Source organism: Rhodoplanes sp. SY1 (assembly GCF_046000175.1).
Classification (GTDB): domain Bacteria; phylum Pseudomonadota; class Alphaproteobacteria; order Rhizobiales; family Xanthobacteraceae; genus Rhodoplanes.
Genome location: NZ_JBEOMB010000008.1, coordinates 48,571 through 67,627, shown reverse-complemented (window position 1 = coordinate 67,627; position 19,057 = coordinate 48,571). Strand labels below are relative to the sequence as shown.

General features: G+C 70.0%; 15 protein-coding genes. 13 read left to right on the top strand and 2 right to left on the bottom strand.

The genetic code is table 11. From position 1 onward, the window contains the following. The first annotated feature begins 353 nt into the window (after window positions 1-353). The 10 genes from ABTU92_RS02930 to ccoS all read left to right on the top strand — a co-directional run bounded on the left by ABTU92_RS02930 (window position 354) and on the right by ccoS (window position 11,358). Window positions 354-1,082, top strand: a complete 729-nt coding sequence (locus ABTU92_RS02930) for a Crp/Fnr family transcriptional regulator (protein WP_408087508.1) — start codon at window positions 354-356, stop codon at window positions 1,080-1,082. Window positions 1,083-1,452: 370 nt separating this feature from the next. Further along, window positions 1,453-2,571: an AbrB family transcriptional regulator gene (locus tag ABTU92_RS02925; RefSeq protein ID WP_408087506.1), complete on the top strand. Its 1,119-nt coding sequence runs from the start codon at window positions 1,453-1,455 to the stop codon at window positions 2,569-2,571. Window positions 2,572-2,732: 161 nt separating this feature from the next. Further along, the gene (ccoN, locus tag ABTU92_RS02920) at window positions 2,733-4,358 is read left to right on the top strand and encodes a cytochrome-c oxidase, cbb3-type subunit I (RefSeq protein WP_408087630.1); all 1,626 of its coding nucleotides are present in this window, start codon (window positions 2,733-2,735) and stop codon (window positions 4,356-4,358) included. A 13-nt stretch (window positions 4,359-4,371) separates the two neighbouring features. Further along, entirely contained in the window at window positions 4,372-5,106 is a 735-nt protein-coding gene (ccoO, locus tag ABTU92_RS02915) for a cytochrome-c oxidase, cbb3-type subunit II (protein WP_408087504.1), read from the top strand. A gap of 9 nt (window positions 5,107-5,115) precedes the next feature. Continuing rightward, the gene (locus ABTU92_RS02910; RefSeq protein WP_111357481.1) at window positions 5,116-5,277 is read left to right on the top strand and encodes a cbb3-type cytochrome c oxidase subunit 3; all 162 of its coding nucleotides are present in this window, start codon (window positions 5,116-5,118) and stop codon (window positions 5,275-5,277) included. 6 nt (window positions 5,278-5,283) lie between these two features. Beyond that, complete coding sequence (gene ccoP, locus ABTU92_RS02905) at window positions 5,284-6,153, top strand: cytochrome-c oxidase, cbb3-type subunit III (protein WP_408087501.1); 870 nt, start codon at window positions 5,284-5,286, stop codon at window positions 6,151-6,153. A gap of 164 nt (window positions 6,154-6,317) precedes the next feature. Next, window positions 6,318-7,766, top strand: a complete 1,449-nt coding sequence (gene ccoG, locus ABTU92_RS02900; protein WP_408087499.1) for a cytochrome c oxidase accessory protein CcoG — start codon at window positions 6,318-6,320, stop codon at window positions 7,764-7,766. Window positions 7,767-7,850: 84 nt separating this feature from the next. After that, the gene (locus tag ABTU92_RS02895) at window positions 7,851-8,381 is read left to right on the top strand and encodes a FixH family protein (protein ID WP_408087497.1); all 531 of its coding nucleotides are present in this window, start codon (window positions 7,851-7,853) and stop codon (window positions 8,379-8,381) included. 236 nt (window positions 8,382-8,617) lie between these two features. After that, window positions 8,618-10,993: a copper-translocating P-type ATPase gene (locus tag ABTU92_RS02890; RefSeq protein WP_408087495.1), complete on the top strand. Its 2,376-nt coding sequence runs from the start codon at window positions 8,618-8,620 to the stop codon at window positions 10,991-10,993. 176 nt (window positions 10,994-11,169) lie between these two features. Beyond that, on the top strand, window positions 11,170-11,358 hold the full coding sequence (gene ccoS, locus ABTU92_RS02885) for a cbb3-type cytochrome oxidase assembly protein CcoS (protein WP_408087493.1): 189 nt from the start codon (window positions 11,170-11,172) through the stop codon (window positions 11,356-11,358). A 149-nt stretch (window positions 11,359-11,507) separates the two neighbouring features. Here the strand turns inward: ccoS and ABTU92_RS02880 are convergent, their stop codons facing one another. After that, on the bottom strand, window positions 11,508-11,987 hold the full coding sequence (locus ABTU92_RS02880) for a RidA family protein (RefSeq protein WP_408087491.1): 480 nt from the start codon (window positions 11,985-11,987) through the stop codon (window positions 11,508-11,510). Between the two features lie 344 nt (window positions 11,988-12,331). Next, complete coding sequence (hemA, locus tag ABTU92_RS02875) at window positions 12,332-13,564, bottom strand: 5-aminolevulinate synthase (protein WP_408087489.1); 1,233 nt, start codon at window positions 13,562-13,564, stop codon at window positions 12,332-12,334. Between the two features lie 397 nt (window positions 13,565-13,961). Between hemA and ABTU92_RS02870 the strand changes: the two genes are divergently transcribed. The 3 genes from ABTU92_RS02870 to ABTU92_RS02860 all read left to right on the top strand — a co-directional run bounded on the left by ABTU92_RS02870 (window position 13,962) and on the right by ABTU92_RS02860 (window position 18,910). Next, entirely contained in the window at window positions 13,962-15,434 is a 1,473-nt protein-coding gene (locus ABTU92_RS02870; RefSeq protein WP_408087487.1) for a YcjX family protein, read from the top strand. Continuing rightward, window positions 15,431-16,597, top strand: a complete 1,167-nt coding sequence (locus ABTU92_RS02865) for a YcjF family protein (RefSeq protein ID WP_408087485.1) — start codon at window positions 15,431-15,433, stop codon at window positions 16,595-16,597. The genes ABTU92_RS02870 and ABTU92_RS02865 overlap by 4 nt, the downstream gene beginning before the upstream one ends. Before the next feature lie 186 nt (window positions 16,598-16,783). Continuing rightward, window positions 16,784-18,910 (top strand): ATP-binding protein, encoded by a 2,127-nt coding sequence (locus tag ABTU92_RS02860; RefSeq protein WP_408087483.1) that lies wholly within the window; start codon window positions 16,784-16,786, stop codon window positions 18,908-18,910. Window positions 18,911-19,057 lie beyond the last annotated feature (147 nt).

The following is a 19,057-nucleotide window of genomic DNA, read 5'->3' as shown; positions in this document are numbered from 1 at the left end:
CTCCGGAGACCGATCGAGACACCCCCGAATTGCCCCCGGACAAATGCGTACGGCGAAAGTTCGAGGCGTCGCGGCGGCGACCAAACGTAAAGCGCGCTTGACAGTCGTTAGGTGCGGTGCAATCTCAATTGCGCGGTTGAAATCCACGTCTTCCAGGATCGTCTCGGAGGCTCCCGAAACGCCCGTTTCGGACCCTTCGGCGTGCCGTGCAACATGCTGAATCATAAGGGCTTTTAACGATAAGGGTTTCTCCGTAAGCATTCATGCCAGATTACGCCTCGGCGATCAGCTCCGGTAATGTCCCATTGCGCTGCCGAGCGTTTCAACCCCCGGCTCGTCCGGCGAGGACCCCCATGAAGCCAGCCATCGCACAGCGATCCATTTCCGTTGCGGTCGAGTCGCCCTGTCGGCTCCCGTCGTCCCACCGCGCCGCGCCCGTTCCGGCCGCCAGCCGTCGCGACGAGGAGCCCCAGGGCCAGCGCCAGCGGGTCGGTCAGCACGCCCATGTCTTCCGTGAGGGCGACCGCGCCGACCGGATGTATCAGCTCGTCGACGGCGCCGTGATGCTCTACAAGCTCCTGCCCGACGGACGCCGTCAGGTGGTCGAGCTGCTCTCCGCCGGCGACGTGTTCGGCCTGTCGGCGCTGCCCGTGTACGACTGCTCGGCCGAGACGCTGGTCACCTGCAACATCATCGCGTGGGAGCGCGCCGCCGTCGAGCACTCGCCCGAGCTGCTGCGCCGGCTCAGCGGGCACGTGCACGCCCAGCTTTGCGCCCTGCACGAGCATGCCGTGCTGCTCGGCCGCAAGTCGGCGCTGGAGCGGGTCGCCACCTTCGTCATGCACTGCGTGCCGGGTCGCGGCGGCTTCAACTGCTCGGGTCCGCGCTGCGGTGGCGACTCCGCCGTCGTTCGCCTCGGCATGACCCGCCAGGAGATCGCCGACTATCTCGGCCTCACGCTGGAGACCGTCTCGCGCGCCTTCTCGGAGCTGCGGCGTCGCGGCATCATCGCGATCGACAAGCAGGAAGAGGTGCGGGTCCACGACGTCTGCCGCATCTGTCAGCTCACCGGAGCGCACTGACCGGCGTACATTGGCCGGCGCACATTGATCGGCGCACATTGATCGGCGCAAGTCGACCGGCGTGCCGTGATCCGCGCGTTCTCGTCGGCGCGAAACCGTCGCCGGCCATGACGCCGCCGATCCCCGAGCTTTTTCGGAGCGACCGTCCATCTCCTCCCCGGACGGTCCTCTTCAACTGAAAGCGCCGTACGGTTCGTGCGGCGCTTTTTTTTCGCGCCGTCGCGCAGCCTGGATTTCGCGCGTCGCGCGTCGACGTGCCCGACATCGCCACAACGTGGCGTCGCGTCGTGCCGACCTTGCGACATTCTCATAAGAACAGTTCGCACTCCGTCTGAAATGCTCTAAGAGAGCGGCCAGACGCAGGACCCCCATGCAGACGCGTTCGCCTGATTCCGTGCGCCCGCCCTCGGGCCCCAAATTCTCGCTCCGCGATCTCCGTCATCTCGCCGAGACCTTCGCGATCGCGTCCGCCGGTGCGGCGCTGTTCTATCTCGCCAACATCCCAGCCGCCTTCCTGGCCGGCGCCATGGTGTCGGTCGCGGTCGCCGCGATCGCCGGCCGTCCGTGTGGTGTGCCGCGCCCGCTCGCGCGCGCCTGCTTCGTGATCGTCGGCCTGTCGCTCGGCAGCGTCGTCAATCCGGCCTCGCTGCGCGGCATCGCGGCCTGGCCGATCAGCATCGCGGCCGTCGTCGCGGCATCGGCCTGCGTCACCGTCGCGACGACCTATTATCTGCGCAAGGTCCACGGCTGGGAGACGATGACCGCGATGTTCGCGGCCGTGCCCGGGGCGCTCTCCCAGGTGCTCGCGCACGCGGTCGAGGAGAAGTGCGACGTCCGCGGCATCGCCGTGGTGCAGTCGCTCCGCGTGGTGATTCTCACGGTCGGCGTGCCGGTGGCGCTCGCCGCGCTCGGCCACGGCGGGCCGACCCGGCTCGCGGCGCCGCCGTCGAGCCTGCTCGCCGCTCCGGCCGAGCTCGCCGTGCTGGTCGCGGCGGCGCTCGGGGTCGGGCTCCTGCTGATGCGCATCGGATTTCCCGGCGGCCTGCTGATCGGCCCGATGACGGTCTCGGCGGTGCTGCACGGCACCGGCCTGATCACCGTGACGCTGCCGGCCTGGGCGACGATCGGCGGCATGATCGGGCTCGGCGCGATCTCCGGATCGCGCTTCACCAACACGTCGACGGGTCTGCTGCTGACCTATCTGGGCGCCGGGCTCGGGGCCTTCGGGGTCGCGGTCGCGGTCACGGCCGCGTTCGTGCTGGCGCTGGTGCCGACCCTGCATCTGCCGCTCGGCGATCTCACGGTCGCGTTCTCGCCCGGCGCCATCGACGCCATGATGGTGCTGTCGCTCGCTTTGCATATCGATCCGGTCTTCGTCGGGGCGCACCACATCGCGCGGTTCTTCGCCGTGTCGCTGACGCTGCCGGTGGTGATCCGATACGTTCGAAGACTGCGGAAGGACGGGGGGGACGACAGCATTGTCAAGTAGACTGGACAATCAAGTCGGCCTGACACTGGCTCCGATTGACTTTCATCAATGCGTGCACCGCGAGCATCCTGACTAGTCCTGAACGCTCTTCAATTCAGCCCGATCTTGTAACGCCGCAACCCAAGGCCCCATCCATGGCTCAATCGACGGTTCGCAAGACCATGACATTCGGGGAGGGCGGACTCGCGTTCGTCTTCGCCGTGACGACACTGCTCTGCCTGATCGGAGCAGCCAAGGCGCAGGACGCGCCGTTCGCGTTCCATGCGTATCTGTCGGCGGCCGCGAGCGTCGCGGCCGTGTTCCTGATCTTCCGGGGCTATTTCAACCGTCCGGCCGTGCTGCCCGGCGAGGCGACCGACGACGGCCGCGTCAACTACAATGACGGACCGATCAAGTTCGCCACGGCGGCGGCGGTGTTCTGGGGCGTCGCCGGCTTCACGGTCGGCCTCTACATCGCGCTCGAACTCGCCTATCCGTGGCTGAACTTCGACCTGCCGTTCCTGAACTTCGGGCGCCTGCGGCCGCTGCACACCTCGGCCGTGATCTTCGCGTTCGGCGGCAACGTGCTGCTCGCGTCGTCGTTCTACGTCGTGCAGCGCACCTGCCGCACGCGGCTCGCCGGCCACATGGCGCCGTGGTTCGTGATCCTGGGCTACAACTTCTTCATCGTCATCGCCGGCACGGGCTATCTGCTCGGCGTCACCCAGAGCAAGGAATACGCCGAGCCCGAGTGGTATGCGGACCTGTGGCTGACGGTCGTCTGGGTCGTTTATCTGCTCGTCTTCCTGGCGACGATCATCAAGCGCAAAGAGCCGCACATCTACGTCGCCAACTGGTTCTATCTCGCCTTCATCGTCACCATCGCGGTGCTGCATCTCGGCAACAACGCGACGCTGCCCGTCTCGGTGTTCGGCTCGAAGTCCTACATCGTCTGGTCCGGCGTGCAGGACGCGATGTTCCAGTGGTGGTACGGCCACAACGCGGTGGGCTTCTTCCTCACCGCCGGGTTCCTCGGCATCATGTACTACTACGTGCCGAAGCAGGCGGAGCGGCCGGTCTACTCCTACCGGCTGTCGATCGTGCACTTCTGGGCGCTGATCTTCCTCTACATCTGGGCCGGCCCGCACCATCTCCACTACACGTCGCTGCCCGACTGGGCGCAGACGCTCGGCATGACCTTTTCGATCATGCTGTGGATGCCGTCCTGGGGCGGCATGATCAACGGCCTGATGACGCTCTCCGGCGCGTGGGACAAGCTGCGCACCGACCCGGTGCTGCGCATGATGGTCGTCTCGGTCGCCTTCTACGGCATGTCGACCTTCGAAGGGCCGATGATGTCCATCAAGGCCGTGAACTCGCTCAGCCACTACACCGACTGGACCGTCGGTCACGTCCATTCGGGCGCGCTCGGCTGGGTCGGCTTCGTGTCGTTCGGCGCCATCTACTGCATGGTGCCGTGGCTGTGGCAGAAGAAGCAGCTCTACAGCCTCAAGGCCGTGAACTGGCACTTCTGGCTCGCCACCATCGGCATCGTGCTCTACGTCTCGGCCATGTGGGTGTCCGGCATCCTGCAGGGCCTGATGTGGCGCGCCTACACGTCGCTCGGCTTCCTCGAATATTCGTTCATCGAGACGGTCGAGGCGATGCACCCGTTCTACGCCGTCCGGGCGCTCGGCGGCGCCCTGTTCGTCGTCGGCTCGCTGATCATGGCCTGGAACGTGTGGATGACGGTGCGGTCGGGCGAGCCGGCGCCGGTGGCGCGGCCCGCCCTGCAGCCGGCCGAGTGAGGGAGGAACGACCATGTCGCTCATGGCCAAGCACGAGATCCTCGAGAAGAACTCGATCCTCCTCCTCATCGGCATCCTGCTGGTGATCTCGATCGGAGGTCTCGTCGAGATCGCCCCGCTCTTCTATCTGAAGAGCACCATCGAGAAGGTGGAGGGCATGCGGCCCTACACCCCGCTCGAGCTCGCCGGACGAGACATCTACGTCCGCGAGGGCTGCTACACCTGCCACTCGCAGCAGATCCGTCCGCTGCGCGACGAGGTGGAGCGCTACGGGCACTACTCGCTCGCCGCCGAGTCGATGTACGACCATCCGTTCCAGTGGGGCTCCAAGCGCACCGGGCCGGACCTGTCGCGGGTCGGCGGCAAGTACTCGGACGAGTGGCACGTCGCCCATCTGAAGAACCCGCGTGCCGTGGTGCCGCAGTCGGTGATGCCGGGCTATCCGTTCCTGGCGAAGACCGAGCTCGACCCCAAGGCGCTCGCCGCCCAGATGGAGACGCTGCGCCTCGTCGGCGTGCCCTACACCGACGACCAGATCAAGAACGCCGCCAAGGACCTCAAGATCCAGGCGACGCTCGACGATCCGGCGGTCGCCGATCTCCAGGGCCGCTATCCGAAGAGCACGGCGCGTGACTACGACGGCAACCCGTCGCGCATCACCGAGATGGACGCCCTCGTCGCCTATCTGCAGATGCTGGGCACGCTGGTCGATCTGAAGCTCTACGACGACAAAGCCAACCTGCGCTGAGAGGGGTCCATGAAACCGGAATTCGGACTGTCCCTGATCGGCCACCTCGTCGCCAACTGGTGGACGCCGTTCTTCGTCCTCCTGTTCGTGGCGGTGCTCGCCTACGCGCTGTGGCCGCACAATCGCGCGGCCTTCGACCACGCGGCCAAGATGCCTCTGCGGGAGGACTGAGAGACCATGGCGAAGCAAGACATCGACGCCGTCACCGGCATCGCGACCACGGGTCACGAGTGGGACGGCATCAAGGAGCTGAACAACCCGCTGCCGCGCTGGTGGCTGTGGACGTTCTACGCCTGCTGCATCTGGGCGTTCGGTTACTGGATCGTCTATCCGGCCTGGCCGCTGGTGTCGTCCTACACGTCGGGCGTGATCGGCTACTCGTCGCGCGCCAATGTCCGCGCCGATCTCGCGGCGCTCCAGCAGCTCCGCGGAGAGAAGGCGGCGGCGCTCGCCAAGGCCGACCTCGCCGACATCGAGAAGGATCCGAACCTGCTCGCCTTCGCGCGGGCGCAGGGGCGGGCCGCCTTCGGTGACAACTGCGCGCCCTGCCACGGCTCCGGCGCCACCGGCTCGAAGGGTTACCCGAACCTCAACGACGACGACTGGATCTGGGGCGGCTCGCTCGAAGCATTGCACCAGACGCTCCAGTACGGCATCCGCTCCGGCCACGCCCAGGCGCGCGAGAACCAGATGCCGGCCTTCGGCAAGGACGGCACGCTGAAGAAGGACGAGATCGTCCAGGTGGCGAACTACATCCGCTCGCTGTCCGGTCAGCCGACCCGGGCCGGCGTCGACCTCGCGGCCGGCAAGCAGCTGTTCGCCGACAACTGCGCGGTCTGCCACAACGAGGACGGCAAGGGGAACCAGGAGCTCGGCGCCCCCAACCTCACCGACCGCATCTGGCTCTACGGCGGCGACGAGGCGAGCCTGATCGAGACGATCACCAACTCCCGCGCCGGCGTGATGCCGGCCTGGGTCGACCGCCTCGATCCGGTGACCATCAAGGCGCTCGCCGTCTACGTCCACACGCTCGGCGGCGGACGCTGACCGCGCGCGCGGGTAAACGTATTCAAGATTGAGAATGATCAACCCCGCGTCCACGTCCGCGGCGTAAGACAGGACCGTCCCGGCCCGGGGCCGGGGCGGTCCATTCCTCGGAGCATCCTCCCAGCGCGCAGGGTTCTCCACCGGAGCACAGGGTACCCCCGCCCATGAACATGCCCGTCAAGCCGCCCGTCGCCGCTCTCGCCGACGCCCCGCTCTACGTCGCGGCGAAGAAGAACTATCCGCAGAGCGTCCACGGCCGTTTCCGCACAGTCAAATGGGTGCTGATGGCGGTGTTCCTGGGCATCTACTACCTGCTGCCCTTCGTGCGTTGGGATCGCGGCCCGAACTCGCCGAGCCAGGCCGTGCTGGTCGACCTGCCGAACCGGCGCTTCTACTTCTTCTTCATCGAGTTGTGGCCCCAGGAGGTCTACTACTTCACCGGCCTCCTGGTGATCGCCGCGATGGTGCTGTTCCTGCTGAACGCCGTCGCCGGCCGGGTCTGGTGCGGCTACGCCTGCCCGCAGACGGTGTGGACCGACCTGTTCTACGCGGTCGAGCGCTGGATCGAGGGCGACCGCCGCGAGCGCATGAAGAAGGACAAGGAGGGGCTCACGGCGCGTCGCGTCGGCGAGCTCACCCTCAAGCATTCGATCTGGCTGATCATCGCCTGGTGGACGGGCGGCGCCTGGGTGCTCTACTTCGCCGACGCGCCGACGCTGGTGAAGGAGCTCGCCACCTTCCAGGCCCCGATGATCGCCTATGCGGCGATCGCCACGCTCACCTTCACGACCTACACGCTCGCCGGCCACATGCGCGAGCAGGTCTGCATCTACATGTGCCCGTGGCCGCGCATCCAGGCGGCGCTGACCGACGAGTGGGCCCTCAACGTCACCTATCGCTACGACCGCGGCGAGCCGCGCACCTCGATCAAGAAGGCGGTGGAGCTGCGGGCGATCGGCGAGAAGGCGGGCGACTGCGTCGACTGCCTGCAATGCGTCGCGGTCTGCCCGACCGGCGTCGACATCCGCCACGGATCGCAGCTCGGCTGCATCCAGTGCGGCCTGTGCATCGACGCCTGCGACAACGTCATGTCCAAGATCGGTCGGCCGACCGGCCTGATCGCCTACGACAACGACATCAACATCGGCCGGCGTCTCGCCGGCGAGGCGCCGGTCTATCGCTTCGTGCGCGCCCGCACCGTCATCTACACCGGCATCATCGCGCTGGTCGGCGTCGTGATGCTCTACGCGCTCTCCACCCGCACGCTGATCGACATCAACGTGCTGCACGATCGCAATCCCCTGTTCGTCAACCTGTCCGACGGCTCGGTGCGCAACGCCTACACGATCCGCTTCCTCAACAAGCGGTCCGATCTGCGCACCATCGAGCTGTCCGCCTCCGGCGTGCCGATCCCGGTCGTGCACGTGATCGGCGAGGAGCCGGCGAGCCGCACCATCGTGGCGGTCGGCCCCGACCAGACCCGCGAGGTGCGCGTCCTCGTCACGGTGCCGCCGGGCGCCCGCATCGGCGCGTCGAACCCGATCACCTTCACGGCGCGCGACGTCGACTCCGGCGACACCGCGACCGCGACCGACCACTTCTTCGGGCCGTGACGTCGGACGAGCGCACGGTCCAGGATGGACCGTGCCGGAACGAGCCGTGACAGGGCGAACGTGACAGGACAGGGAGCGTCGCGCATGGAGACCGAGACCGCGGAGACCGAGACCGCGAGCCGGGGGCGGCCGCTGACCGGGCGGCGGGTGGCGATCTACATTGTCGCCTTCTTCGGCGTGGTGATGGGCGTCAACGGCGTGATGATGAAGCTCGCCGTCGACACGCTGCCCGGCACCGTGGTCGACAGCGCCTATCGGGCGAGCCTCGCCTACAACAAGGAGATCGCCGCCGCGCACGAGCAGGCGTCGCGCGGCTGGCAGGTCGCCGCCCATGTCGAGCGGGTCGGCGAGCGAGACGGTGGCCACAAGGCGAGCGTGCGCATCGAGGCGCGCGACGCCGCCGACCGGCCGGTGAGCGGCCTCGCCGTCACGGCGCGCCTCGCCCGGCCGACCGATCGGCGCGAAGATCGCACCCTCGAGGTCGCCGAGCGCGGCATCGGCATCTATCGCGGCGAGGTCGAGGACGTCGCCGCCGGCCAATGGGACCTGGTGATCGAGGCGGCCCGCGGCGGCGACCGCGTCTATCTCTCGAAGAACCGCGTCGTGCTGCCCTGATCTGTCCGGAGGCCCGCGACGCGCGCGTGTCCTTCTCCCCGCGCGCGGGGAGAAGGTGGCGCGTCGCAAAGCGACGTGCCGGATGAGGGAGCGCCTCCTCGCGCTCGAGACTTGCGGAGGCGCTCCCTCACCCGGACTTCGCGCCTTCGGCGCGAACCCCGACCTCTCCCCGCTCGCGGGGAGAGGTGAAAAGCCGCCATCGCGGAGCCGTCATCGCCCATCAGAGACATGACGACATGACCGAGACCCCCGATCTCGCCGATCCCGACCTCACCTGCTTCGTCGAGCGGCTCGACGACGGGCGCGTGCGGCTCGACCTCGCGGTCGAGGGAATGACCTGTGCGGCCTGCATGTTCGAGATCGAGGGCGGGCTCGGGGTGCTGCCGGGCGTCACTCAGGCGCGCGCCAACCTGACCAGCGGCCGCGTCGCGGTCGAGTGGCAGGAGACCGAGGGGGCGGAGCCGCTCGCGCCGGCCGCCATCGTCGGCCGCCTCGCCGACCTCGGCTACAAGGCCTACCCGTTCGATCGCCACCGGATGGAGACGGAGGAGCATCGGGAGGCGCGCTTCCTCCTGCGCTGCCTCGGCGTGGCCGCCTTCGCGACCATGAACGTGATGCTGCTGTCGGTCTCGGTGTGGTCCGGCAACGTCACCGACATCACGCCCGAGCAGCGCGACTTCTTCCACTGGCTCTCGGCCCTGATCGCGCTGCCGGCGGTCGCCTATGCGGGCCAGCCGTTCTTCCGCTCGGCGACCCGCGCCCTGATGGCCGGTCGCCTCAACATGGACGTGCCGATCACGCTCGGCGTGCTGCTCGCGCTCGGCCTGTCGGTGTTCGAGACCCTGCACCACGCCGAGCACGCCTATTTCGATTCGGCCGTGATGCTGCTCACCTTCCTGCTGGCCGGCCGCTGGCTCGACCAGAACATGCGCCGCCGCACCCGCGCGGTCGCCGCCAATCTCGCCGCCCTCAAGGCCGAGACGGCGACGAAGTTCGTCGGTGACGGCGAGATCAGCGAGGTGCCGGTGTCGGCGATCCGGCCCGGCGACCTCGTGCTGGTGCGGCCGGGCGAGCGCATCGCGGTCGACGGCGAGGTCGAGGACGGCCGCTCCGAGATCGACCAGAGCCTGGTCACCGGCGAGACCGCGCATGTGACGGCGGAGCGCGGCACGCTCGTCTATGCCGGGACCCTCAACGTCGTCGGCACGTTGCGGGTGCGGGTCGGCGCCGCCGACCGCGGCACGCTGCTCGACGAGGTGACGCGGCTCCTCGACCGCGCCGTCGAGGCGCGCTCGCACTATGTGCGGCTCGCCGAACGGGCGGCCCGGCTCTACGCCCCGGTCGTCCATCTCACCGCGCTGCTCACGGTGATCGGCTGGGTGCTGCTCGGCGCGAGCTGGCACTTCGCCATCGTCACGGCCGTGGCGGTGCTGATCATCACCTGCCCGTGCGCGCTCGGCCTCGCGATTCCCGCCGTCCAGGTGGTGGCCTCGGGGGCGCTGTTCCGCAGCGGCGTGCTCCTGTCGTCCGGCGACGCCATCGAGCGGCTCGCCGCGGTCGACACCATCGTGCTCGACAAGACCGGCACGCTGACGCTGCCGGAGCCCGAGCTCGCCGACGCCGGTCGCGTCGCGCCGGAGACGCTGGCGCTGGCCGGCCGGCTCGCGCTGACCAGTCGCCATCCGCTCGCCGCGGCGATCGCCAAGGCCGCCGGCGCCACGGCGCCGCTCGACGGCGCCAGCGAGGAGCCGGGGCAGGGGGTCTTCGCGACCCTCGTCGGTGACGACGGCAGCGTGCGCGACGTCAGGCTCGGCCGGCCGTCGTGGTGCGGGGCGGAGGCGGACGCCACCCGCCTGGCGTCGGTCGACCCGGAGGCGTCGGTCATCGCGTTCCGGGACGGGAGCCGGACGACCCTCTTCGCGGTCCGCCAGCGGCTTCGCGAGGACGCGACCGCGGTGCTGGCCGGCCTGCGCGCCAAGGGCTACGCGGTCGAGATTCTCTCCGGTGACCGCGAGGCCGCCGTCGCCCATGTGGCGCGCCAGCTCGGCGTGACGACGGTGCGGGCCGGCGCGACGCCGGCCGACAAGATCGCCCATGTCGAGGCGCTGCGCGCGGCCGGGCACACGGTCCTGATGGTCGGCGACGGCATCAACGACGCCCCGGCGCTCGCCGCCGCGAACGTCTCGCTGTCGCCCGTCACGGCCGCCCATCTCACCCAGGCGGCGGCCGACGCCGTGTTTCTGGGCGACCGCCTCGCCCCGGTCGCGACGGCCCTCGCCGTCACCCGGCAGGCGCGAAAAATCATGCACGAGAACCTGTGGCTCGCGGTGGTCTACAATGCGATCGCGGTGCCCGTCGCGATCATGGGCTACGCGACCCCGCTGATCGCGGCGCTCGCCATGTCGGGCTCCTCGGTGCTGGTGATCCTCAACGCGCTCCGCGCCAAGGGCGGCGCCGGCGAGGGGGTCGTCGACCAGCTCGCCGAGGCGGCGCGTTCGGGGAACGGCGCGGACCCGCAGGCCGCGGCGAACGTTGTCCAGGCGGCCGTCAGCGGCGCGCCCGCGCGGAAGCCGGTGCGGCAGACGACGGTCAAGAGCGGCACGTGGCGATGAATCGACCCGATTTCCGCTCGTCCCCGCGCAGGCGGGGACCCAGGGGCCGCACGTCGTGTGTTCTGGATGCCCGCCTTCGCGGGCATGAGCGGCGTGTGGGTCGGCGTGAGCGGAAACCACTCTAGGTTGACGTCGCTCCAGGCCGGCGACGGTCGCGCAGTGACGGGAGAGGCGGCATGGAAGTTTTGGTCTATCTGGTGCCGCTCGCGCTGCTGCTCGGGCTCTCGGGGCTCGCCGCCTTCCTGTGGTCGCTGAAGTCCGGCCAGTACGACGACCTCGACGGCGCCGCCTGGCGCGCCATCCAGGACGACGACACGCTGCCGCCCGCCCCGCGTCGTCCGGACGGGAAGGCGCCGCCGCGGTGAGGCCGCGAAGCCGGGGCTCCGTCATCCCGGGGCGCGGCGAAGCCGCGGGCCCGGGATCCAGCGTCGGACTCGGCATTGTTGGCTGGATTCCGGGTTCGGCGCTGCGCGCCGCCCCGGAATGACCGCCGCATGGACCGCCTGAGCCCGCCTCAATCGATCTCCACCTCGGCCTCGATCTCGACCGCGATGCCGAACGGCAGCTCCGCCACCCCGATCGCCGAGCGGGCGTGCTGGCCGCGCTCCGGCCCGTAGACGGCGAGGATCAGGTCCGAGAAGCCGTTGATCACGGCCGGCATCGCCTGGAAGCCCGGCGCGCTCGTCACCATGCCGAACGCCCGCACCCAGGCGCTGACGCGGTCGAGGCTCCCCAATTCACGCTTGAGGCTGGTGAGGATCGACAGGCCGGTGAGGCGCGCCGCCTCGCGGGCGTCGTCGAGCGACACGCCGTCGCCGACCCGGCCGGGCTGCGCCCACAGGCGGCCGTCCGGCAGCACCGGGCCATGGCCCGAGATCAGGGCGCGGCGGCCGACGACGCGCACCGGGGCGAAGGGCAGCACGGTGCCGGGCGGCAGCGCCGGCGGCGGCGGCAGCACGAGCCCGAGCTCCTGCAGGCGGGATTCGATCGACATGGTGAAGAGATCCTTCTCAGAACGAACACCGACGCCGGAGGCGACGAGCCGCGTGGCCTCGGTTCCGCAGCGGTCGTCGTCCCGGGGCGGCGCGCCACCGCCGAGCCCGGGACCCATACGCCCTGTCCGTCGTGAGCCATAGGCTCCGGGGTTATGGGTTCCGGGCTCGCGGACCTGTCGGCCCGCGCTCCGGAACGACGGGCTCGCACATGCGGCGAGTCTTCGCTCCTCGTCGGAGTGGCGACCGCACACCCCAAAAAAATGCGCGGGCCGGAGCCCGCGCAAGAGAGTCGTCCAGGTCGAAACGTATCAGGCCGATATGGCCCGGCTCGAAACGAGCCGGATCACTCGGCCGCGATGGCGCTGTACGGCTTGCGCGGGAGCTCGAGGCGGTCCCACACGTCGATCAGGGCTTCGGTGAGCGCCTGCATCAGGACGTCGTCGTGATAGGGCGACGGGGTGATGCGCAGCCGCTCGGTGCCGACCGGAACGGTCGGGTAGTTGATCGGCTGGATGTAGATGCCGTGCTCCTCGAGCAGGATGTCGGTGGCCTGCTTGCACTTCTCGGCGTCGCAGACCATCACGGGCACGATGTGGGTGTCGGTCGGCATCACCGGCAGGCCGGCGGCCGAGAGGTCGGCCTTCAGCTTGGCGGCGCGCTCCTGCTGGCGCTCGCGCTCCCAGCTCGACTCCTTGAGGTGCTTGATCGCGGCGGTCGCGGCGGCGCAGATGCCGGGCGGCAGCGCGGTGGTGAAGATGAAGCCCGGCGCGAAGGAGCGCACGGCGTCGACCAGCTCCTTGGTGCCGGTGATGTAGCCGCCGAGGCAGCCGAACGCCTTGGCGAGCGTCGCCTCGATCACGTCGATGCGGGCCATCTCGCCCTGATGCTCGGCCTGGCCGCCACCGCGGGCCCCGTACATGCCGACCGCGTGGACCTCGTCGATATAGGTCATCGCGTTGTACTTCTCGGCGAGGTCGCAGATCTTGCCGATCGGCGAGACGTCGCCGTCCATCGAGTACAGGCCCTCGAAGACGATCAGCTTGGCCCGCTCCTTGCCGGCCTTCTTGAGCAGATCCTCGAGATGCTCGACGTCGTTGTGGCGCCACACCACCTTGTCGGTGCCGGCGTTGCGCACGCCGGTGATCATCGAGTTGTGGTTCAGCGCGTCCGAGAGGATCAGGCAGTTCGGCAGCAGCTTGGCGATCGTCGAGATGCCGGCGTCGTTGGAGACGTAGCCCGACGTGAAGACGAGGCCGGCTTCCTTCCCGTGCAGGTCCGCGAGCTCCTGCTCGAGCAGGACCAGGGGATGGTTGGTGCCGGCGATGTTGCGGGTGCCGCCCGCGCCGGTGCCCATGCGGGTCGCCGTCTCGACCAGGGCGCCGACCACCTTCGGGTGCTGGCCCATGCCGAGGTAATCATTGGAGCACCACACGACGACGTCGCGCGGGCCTTCGGGCGTGTGGTGGATGGCGTGCGGGTAGCGGCCGGCCAGCCGCTCGAGATGGGCGAACACCCGGTAACGACGCTCCGAATGCAGGCGGTTCAGGGCGTCGGCAAAATAAGTGTTGTATCCCATTAGTTTAAACTCCCCGATCACGGTCGGAACGCCGCGAGAGTATCATGTGGTGCGCAGAGTTGACAACGGCCGCTGTCACGCTGCCTTGACGATTGTCAATGGACGGACCGGGAACGGGCATGGATTTGGCTCCCTTCGGGGGGCAGGGCGGGGGTGGTCCGGTAGAGCGCCGGGATGGCCGACTGTCGCCGGGCCGGTTTGGAATTGTCCTAGACGGAGATCAATCATCTTGAAAGTCCGTGTGACTCCGCGGCGACGCGCAGCATGACGCAGGCGCGCGCCCCGGCTGCACCGACGGTTGCCGCTTGTGGCGACGACGCGCCCGGACTATGGGTGTGGCCTGCCGGCAGAGCGGTGTCGCGCGGGGCCCTGTGATTTTGCTCAAGTCGTTGCAAACATGACGTCATTCGTCTCGGATCTGGTCGAGCGGGCACGCCTCGCGGCGCGCGCTCTGGCCGATTACGGCGAGAATCTCGTCCGCCCGACGGTGCGGATCGGGGTCACCGGCCTGTCGCGGGCCGGCAAGACCGTGTTCATCACGGCGCTGGTGCACGGGCTCGCCCGCGGCGGGCGCTTCCCGGTGTTCACGCCGCTGGCCGACGACACGGTGCTGCGCGCCTATCTGGCGCCGCAGCCCGACGACGCGGTGCCGCGCTTCGAGTACGAGAGCCATGTCCGGGCCCTCGTCACGGACCGGGTCTGGCCGGAATCGACGCGCCAGATCAGCGAGTTGCGCATCGTCATCGAGTACCGGGGCAAGGACGGCCAGACCAAGACCCTGACGCTCGACATCGTCGACTATCCGGGCGAGTGGCTCTTGGACCTGCCGCTCCTCGACAAGTCCTACGAGCAGTGGGCCAAGGAGAGCCTGGCGCTGTCGCACAGCGGGCCGCGCGCCATGCTGGCCGCCTCCTGGCACGCCTTCAACGCCACGCTCGATCCCGACGCGCCGGCCGACGAGCAGTCGGCCATCACGGCCTCGCAGCTGTTCACGGACTATTTACGCAGCTGCCGCGACGAGCGCTGGGCGCTGAGCCTGCTGCCGCCCGGGCGGTTCCTCCTCCCCGGCGATCTCGCCGGCTCGCCGGCCCTGACCTTCGCGCCGCTCGCCCTGCCGGCCGAGGCGGGGCCGCACGAGGGCTCGCTGTGGGCGATGATGAAGCGGCGCTACGACGCCTACAAGGACATCGTCGTGAAGCCGTTCTTCCGCGACCATTTCGCGCGGCTGGACCGGCAGATCGTCCTGGTCGACGTACTCGCCGCCCTGAACGCCGGGCCGGCCGCGGTGCGCGACCTCGAGTTCGCGCTCGCCTCGATCCTCGACTGCTTCCAGGTCGGCCGCCGGACCTTCCTCAACAGCCTGATCAGCCCGCGCGTCGACAAGGTGCTGTTCGGCGCCACCAAGGCCGACCATCTCAACCAGGTCAGCCACGACCGGCTGGAGGCGATTCTCCACCGCATGATCGAGCGCGCCGCCAGCCGCGCCCTCTATGCCGGGGCCGAGACCGACGTGGTGGCGCTCGCCGCCGTGCGGGCGACCCGCGAGGCGCGGGTGCGCTCCAACGGTGACGAGCTGCCGGCGATCGTCGGCGTGCCGCAGGCGGGCGAGCGCGCCGCCGGCCATCTGTTCGACGGCGAGCGCGAGATCGCGCTGTTCCCGGGCGACCTGCCGTCCGACCCCGAGCGGGTGTTCGACCTCGGCCGCACCGGCTACCAAGGCCTCACGGCGGGCTCGCACGACGACGCGGAATTCCGCTTCCTGCGCTTCCGGCCGCCGCGGATCGAGCGTACCGTGGACGGACTGCCGACTCTGCCCCATATCCGCCTGGACCGCGTGCTGCAGTTTCTCATCGGAGATCGATTTCAATGAGCAGCCCCGCCGAATCCCGCCGCCCCGCCGCGTTCAGTGTCGACGATCCCAACGTGCTGATCGGGCCGGCCCCGGCCAGCGAGCCGCCGCGCCGGGCGATGGCGCGCGAGCCGCTGCGGGAGGCGCCACGGCGTCCGGTCGCGGTGGCGAGCGTCGTGGTGCCACCGGTCGCCGAGACGCCGGCCACGGTTCCGGCTGCCGCGGTCGCGGCCGCCGCCACCACGGTGGTGGCCGAGCAGGATCTTCCGCGCGGCACCGTGGCGGGCCGGCAAGTCCCGTGGGGGCTGCTGTTCTGGAGCTCGGCCGGCGGCCTCGTGGTGCTCGGCATGGCGCTCTCGGTGATCGACCTGGTCGCCGATCTCTACGGCCGCTCCGGCTGGCTCGGCACGCTCGGGCTGGTGCTGGCCGCGGTCGCCGCCGTCGCCTTCGTGGTGGTGGCCGGGCGCGAGGCCTCCGGGCTCCTGCGCCTCAAGGCGATCGACCAGGTGCGCGACCGCGCCACGGCCGCGATCGAGACCGACGACCGCGCCACCGGCCAGGCCGCCGTCACCGAGCTGCTCGCCGTCACGCGCGGCATGCCGGCGCTGGCGAGCGCCCGCATGCGGGTGCAGTTCCACCTCAACGAGATCATCGACGGCCGCGACGTCGTCCATCTCGCCGAGCGCGAGCTGCTCGCCTCGCTCGACGAGGAGGCCTCGCGTCTCGTCACCAATGCGGCGAAGCGCGTCTCGGTCGTCACCGCGGTCAGCCCGCGCGCCGCCATCGACATGCTGTTCGTGCTGGTCACGGCGCTCGGCCTCGTGCGCAAGCTGGCGCTGCTCTACGGTGGCCGGCCGGGCGCGCTCGGCATGGTGCGGCTGATGCGCCACGTCGTCACCCATCTCGCCCTCACCGGCGGGCTGTCGGTCGGCGACGGCGTCGTCCAGCAGATGATCGGCCAGGGGCTCGCCGCCAAGGTCTCGGCGAAGCTCGGCGAAGGCGTGCTCAACGGCCTGCTCACCGCCCGGCTCGGCCTCGCCGCGATCGACGTGACGCGGCCGCTGCCGTTCTCGGCGCTCAAGCGCCCGACGCTGCAAGACCTCGCCGGCGGCCTGCTGAAGGGCCCGGAGAAGGGCGACGCGGTGCCGGCCGGCGGCATGCCGCGCGCCGCCACGGCGGACTGATCCGCACCCTCTGCGCAGACGAGCGGCTCGGCCACCCGGCCGGGCCGCTGTTTCATATGGCGCTCCCGCGACGCGCGGCACTGCGGAACCTTTGATGATGCCCCGCGTTGGTGCATCACGTTTTGCCGCGCCGTTCCGCTCTTTTGCCCGTCCCTCCGTTCGGTGCGCCTCGTGGAGTCCTGATCGATGGTGAGCGCCCGGCGCGGGACGCTGCGTCTCCTCCGTGCCCTCATGGTCGGTGCCGTCGTGGTCCCGGCGGCGCTGTTCGCCTATGTGGCCTGGGTGTCGTGGGGATCGATCACCGCGCTCACCGACGACCGCCTGGTCCGCACGCTCGACGTGCTGCACGAGCAGGCCCTCAAGGTGCTCACCACCGGCGACCTGGTGCTCGACGAGATCGTCGAGGCGGTCGAGGACGCCACCGCCGAGCAGATCGCGGCGCGCGAAGGCGAGCTGCACCGCCGCCTCAAGCGCGTCGCCGACCTGCTGCCGCAGGTGCAGTCGATCTGGGTGATCGATCGCGACGGCTACGCGCTCGCCAACAGCTACTTCGTCCCGGCGCCGCGCGGTGCCTCGCTCGCCGACCGCGACTTCTTCCGGGCCCAGGTCGACCGCGACGCCGGCACCTATGTGAGCAGCGTGTTCACGCCGCGGCTGATCGAGGGGCCGTCCTTCTTCAGCATGAGCCGCCGCCTGAACGGCCCGAACGGATCGTTCGAGGGCGTCGCCAGCGTGTCGATGCTGCCGGGCGACTTCGAGAAGTTCTACCGCGAGATCGCCCGCAGCCCCGGCGAGGTCTTCGCGCTGATGCGCGATGACGGTGCCTTCCTGGCGCGCTGGCCGGCGAGCCCGGCGGGCAGCGCGCCGCTGCCGCCGCGCAGCCTGTTCTTCCAGGAGATCGCCCGCGCCCCGCAGCGCGGCCTCTACACCGGCGTGTCCCGCATCGACGGGGTCGAGCGCCGCGTCGGCTACCGCCGCATCGAGGGCTTTCCGATCTATGTCGTCGCCTCGGTGGAGGCCGCGTCGATCCGGGCCGAATGGCTCGCCGGGCTGCGCGGCCACCTGGTGTTCGGCCTGCCGGCGACACTGCTGCTCCTGTGGGTGCTGTGGGTCGCGCATCAGCGCACCGCCTCGCTCTACGCGGAGGCGATGCGGCGCGAGACGGCCGAGGCGGCGCTGCGCCAGGCGCAGCGGCTGGAGGCGGTCGGCCGGCTCACCGGCGGCGTCGCCCACGACTTCAACAATCTCCTGATGGTGATCTCCGGCAGCGCCGACCGGCTGCGCCGCCTGGTCGAGGGCGAGAAGGAGAGCCGGCTCGTCGAGATGATCACGACCGCGGCGAAGCGCGGCGAGACGCTGACGCGCCAGCTCCTGTCGTTCTCGCGCCAGCAGGCGCTGAGCCCGCAGAGCATCGATCTGTCGCAACGCATGCCCGAGCTCTCGGAGCTGATCCGCCGCTCGCTCGCCGACGACGTGGAGGTGGTGATCGACGTCCCGGATCGCGTCTGTCCGGTCAAGGTCGATCCGAGCGAGTTCGAGGTCGCGGTCCTCAACATCTGCGTCAACGCGCGCGACGCCATGCCGAAGGGCGGGCGTCTTCTCGTGCGGGTGCGCGACGCGGTGCTCGACGAGGACGGCGAGAGCGGGCTCGTCGGCGCCTTCGTGTCGCTGTCCTTCGACGACACCGGGGCGGGCATCCCGGAGGACCTGCTGCCGCGCGTCTTCGAGCCGTTCTTCACCACCAAGGAGACGGCCAAGGGCACCGGCCTCGGGCTGAGCCAGGTCTACGGCTTCGCCCGCCAGGCCGGCGGCGACGTGCGCATCACGAGCCGGGTCGGCGAGGGCACCACGGTGACGCTGTGGCTGCCCTGGGTCGCCTTCGAGCCGGCCGCCGTGACGGAGCCGTCGCCCGCGCCCGTGGCGCGACCGGCCGAGCGCCGGACCGTGATGGTGGTCGAGGACAACCGCTCGGTCGCCGATGTCTGCGGCGCCTATCTGGAGCAGCTCGGCTACGACGTGCGAGTCGCGGCCTCGCCGCGCGACGCGCTCGCGGTGCTGCGCGGCGAGCATTCCGTCGATCTGGTGCTCTCCGACATCCTGATGCCGGGCGGCATGAGCGGCGTCGACCTCGCGCGCGAGCTGCGGGCGCGCGACCCCGAGCTGCCCGTGGTGCTGATGACCGGCTTCAGCGACCGCGCCGGCGAAGTGGCGCGCGACGGCTTCCCGGTGCTGCGCAAGCCCTTCGACGTCGACCAACTGGAGCGCGAGCTCGCCGCCGCCCTGGCCCGCCGCGACGGCTCGGCGGCGGCGTGAGGACTTCGCCGGCGGCCCCACGGTAGGCTCCGTCGTCCCGGGGCGGCGCGCCAGCGCCGAGCCCGGGACCCATACGCCCTGTCTCGCGAGAGCCACCTGTACAGGGGCTATGGATTCCGGGCTCGCGGGCCAAAGGCCCGCGCCCCG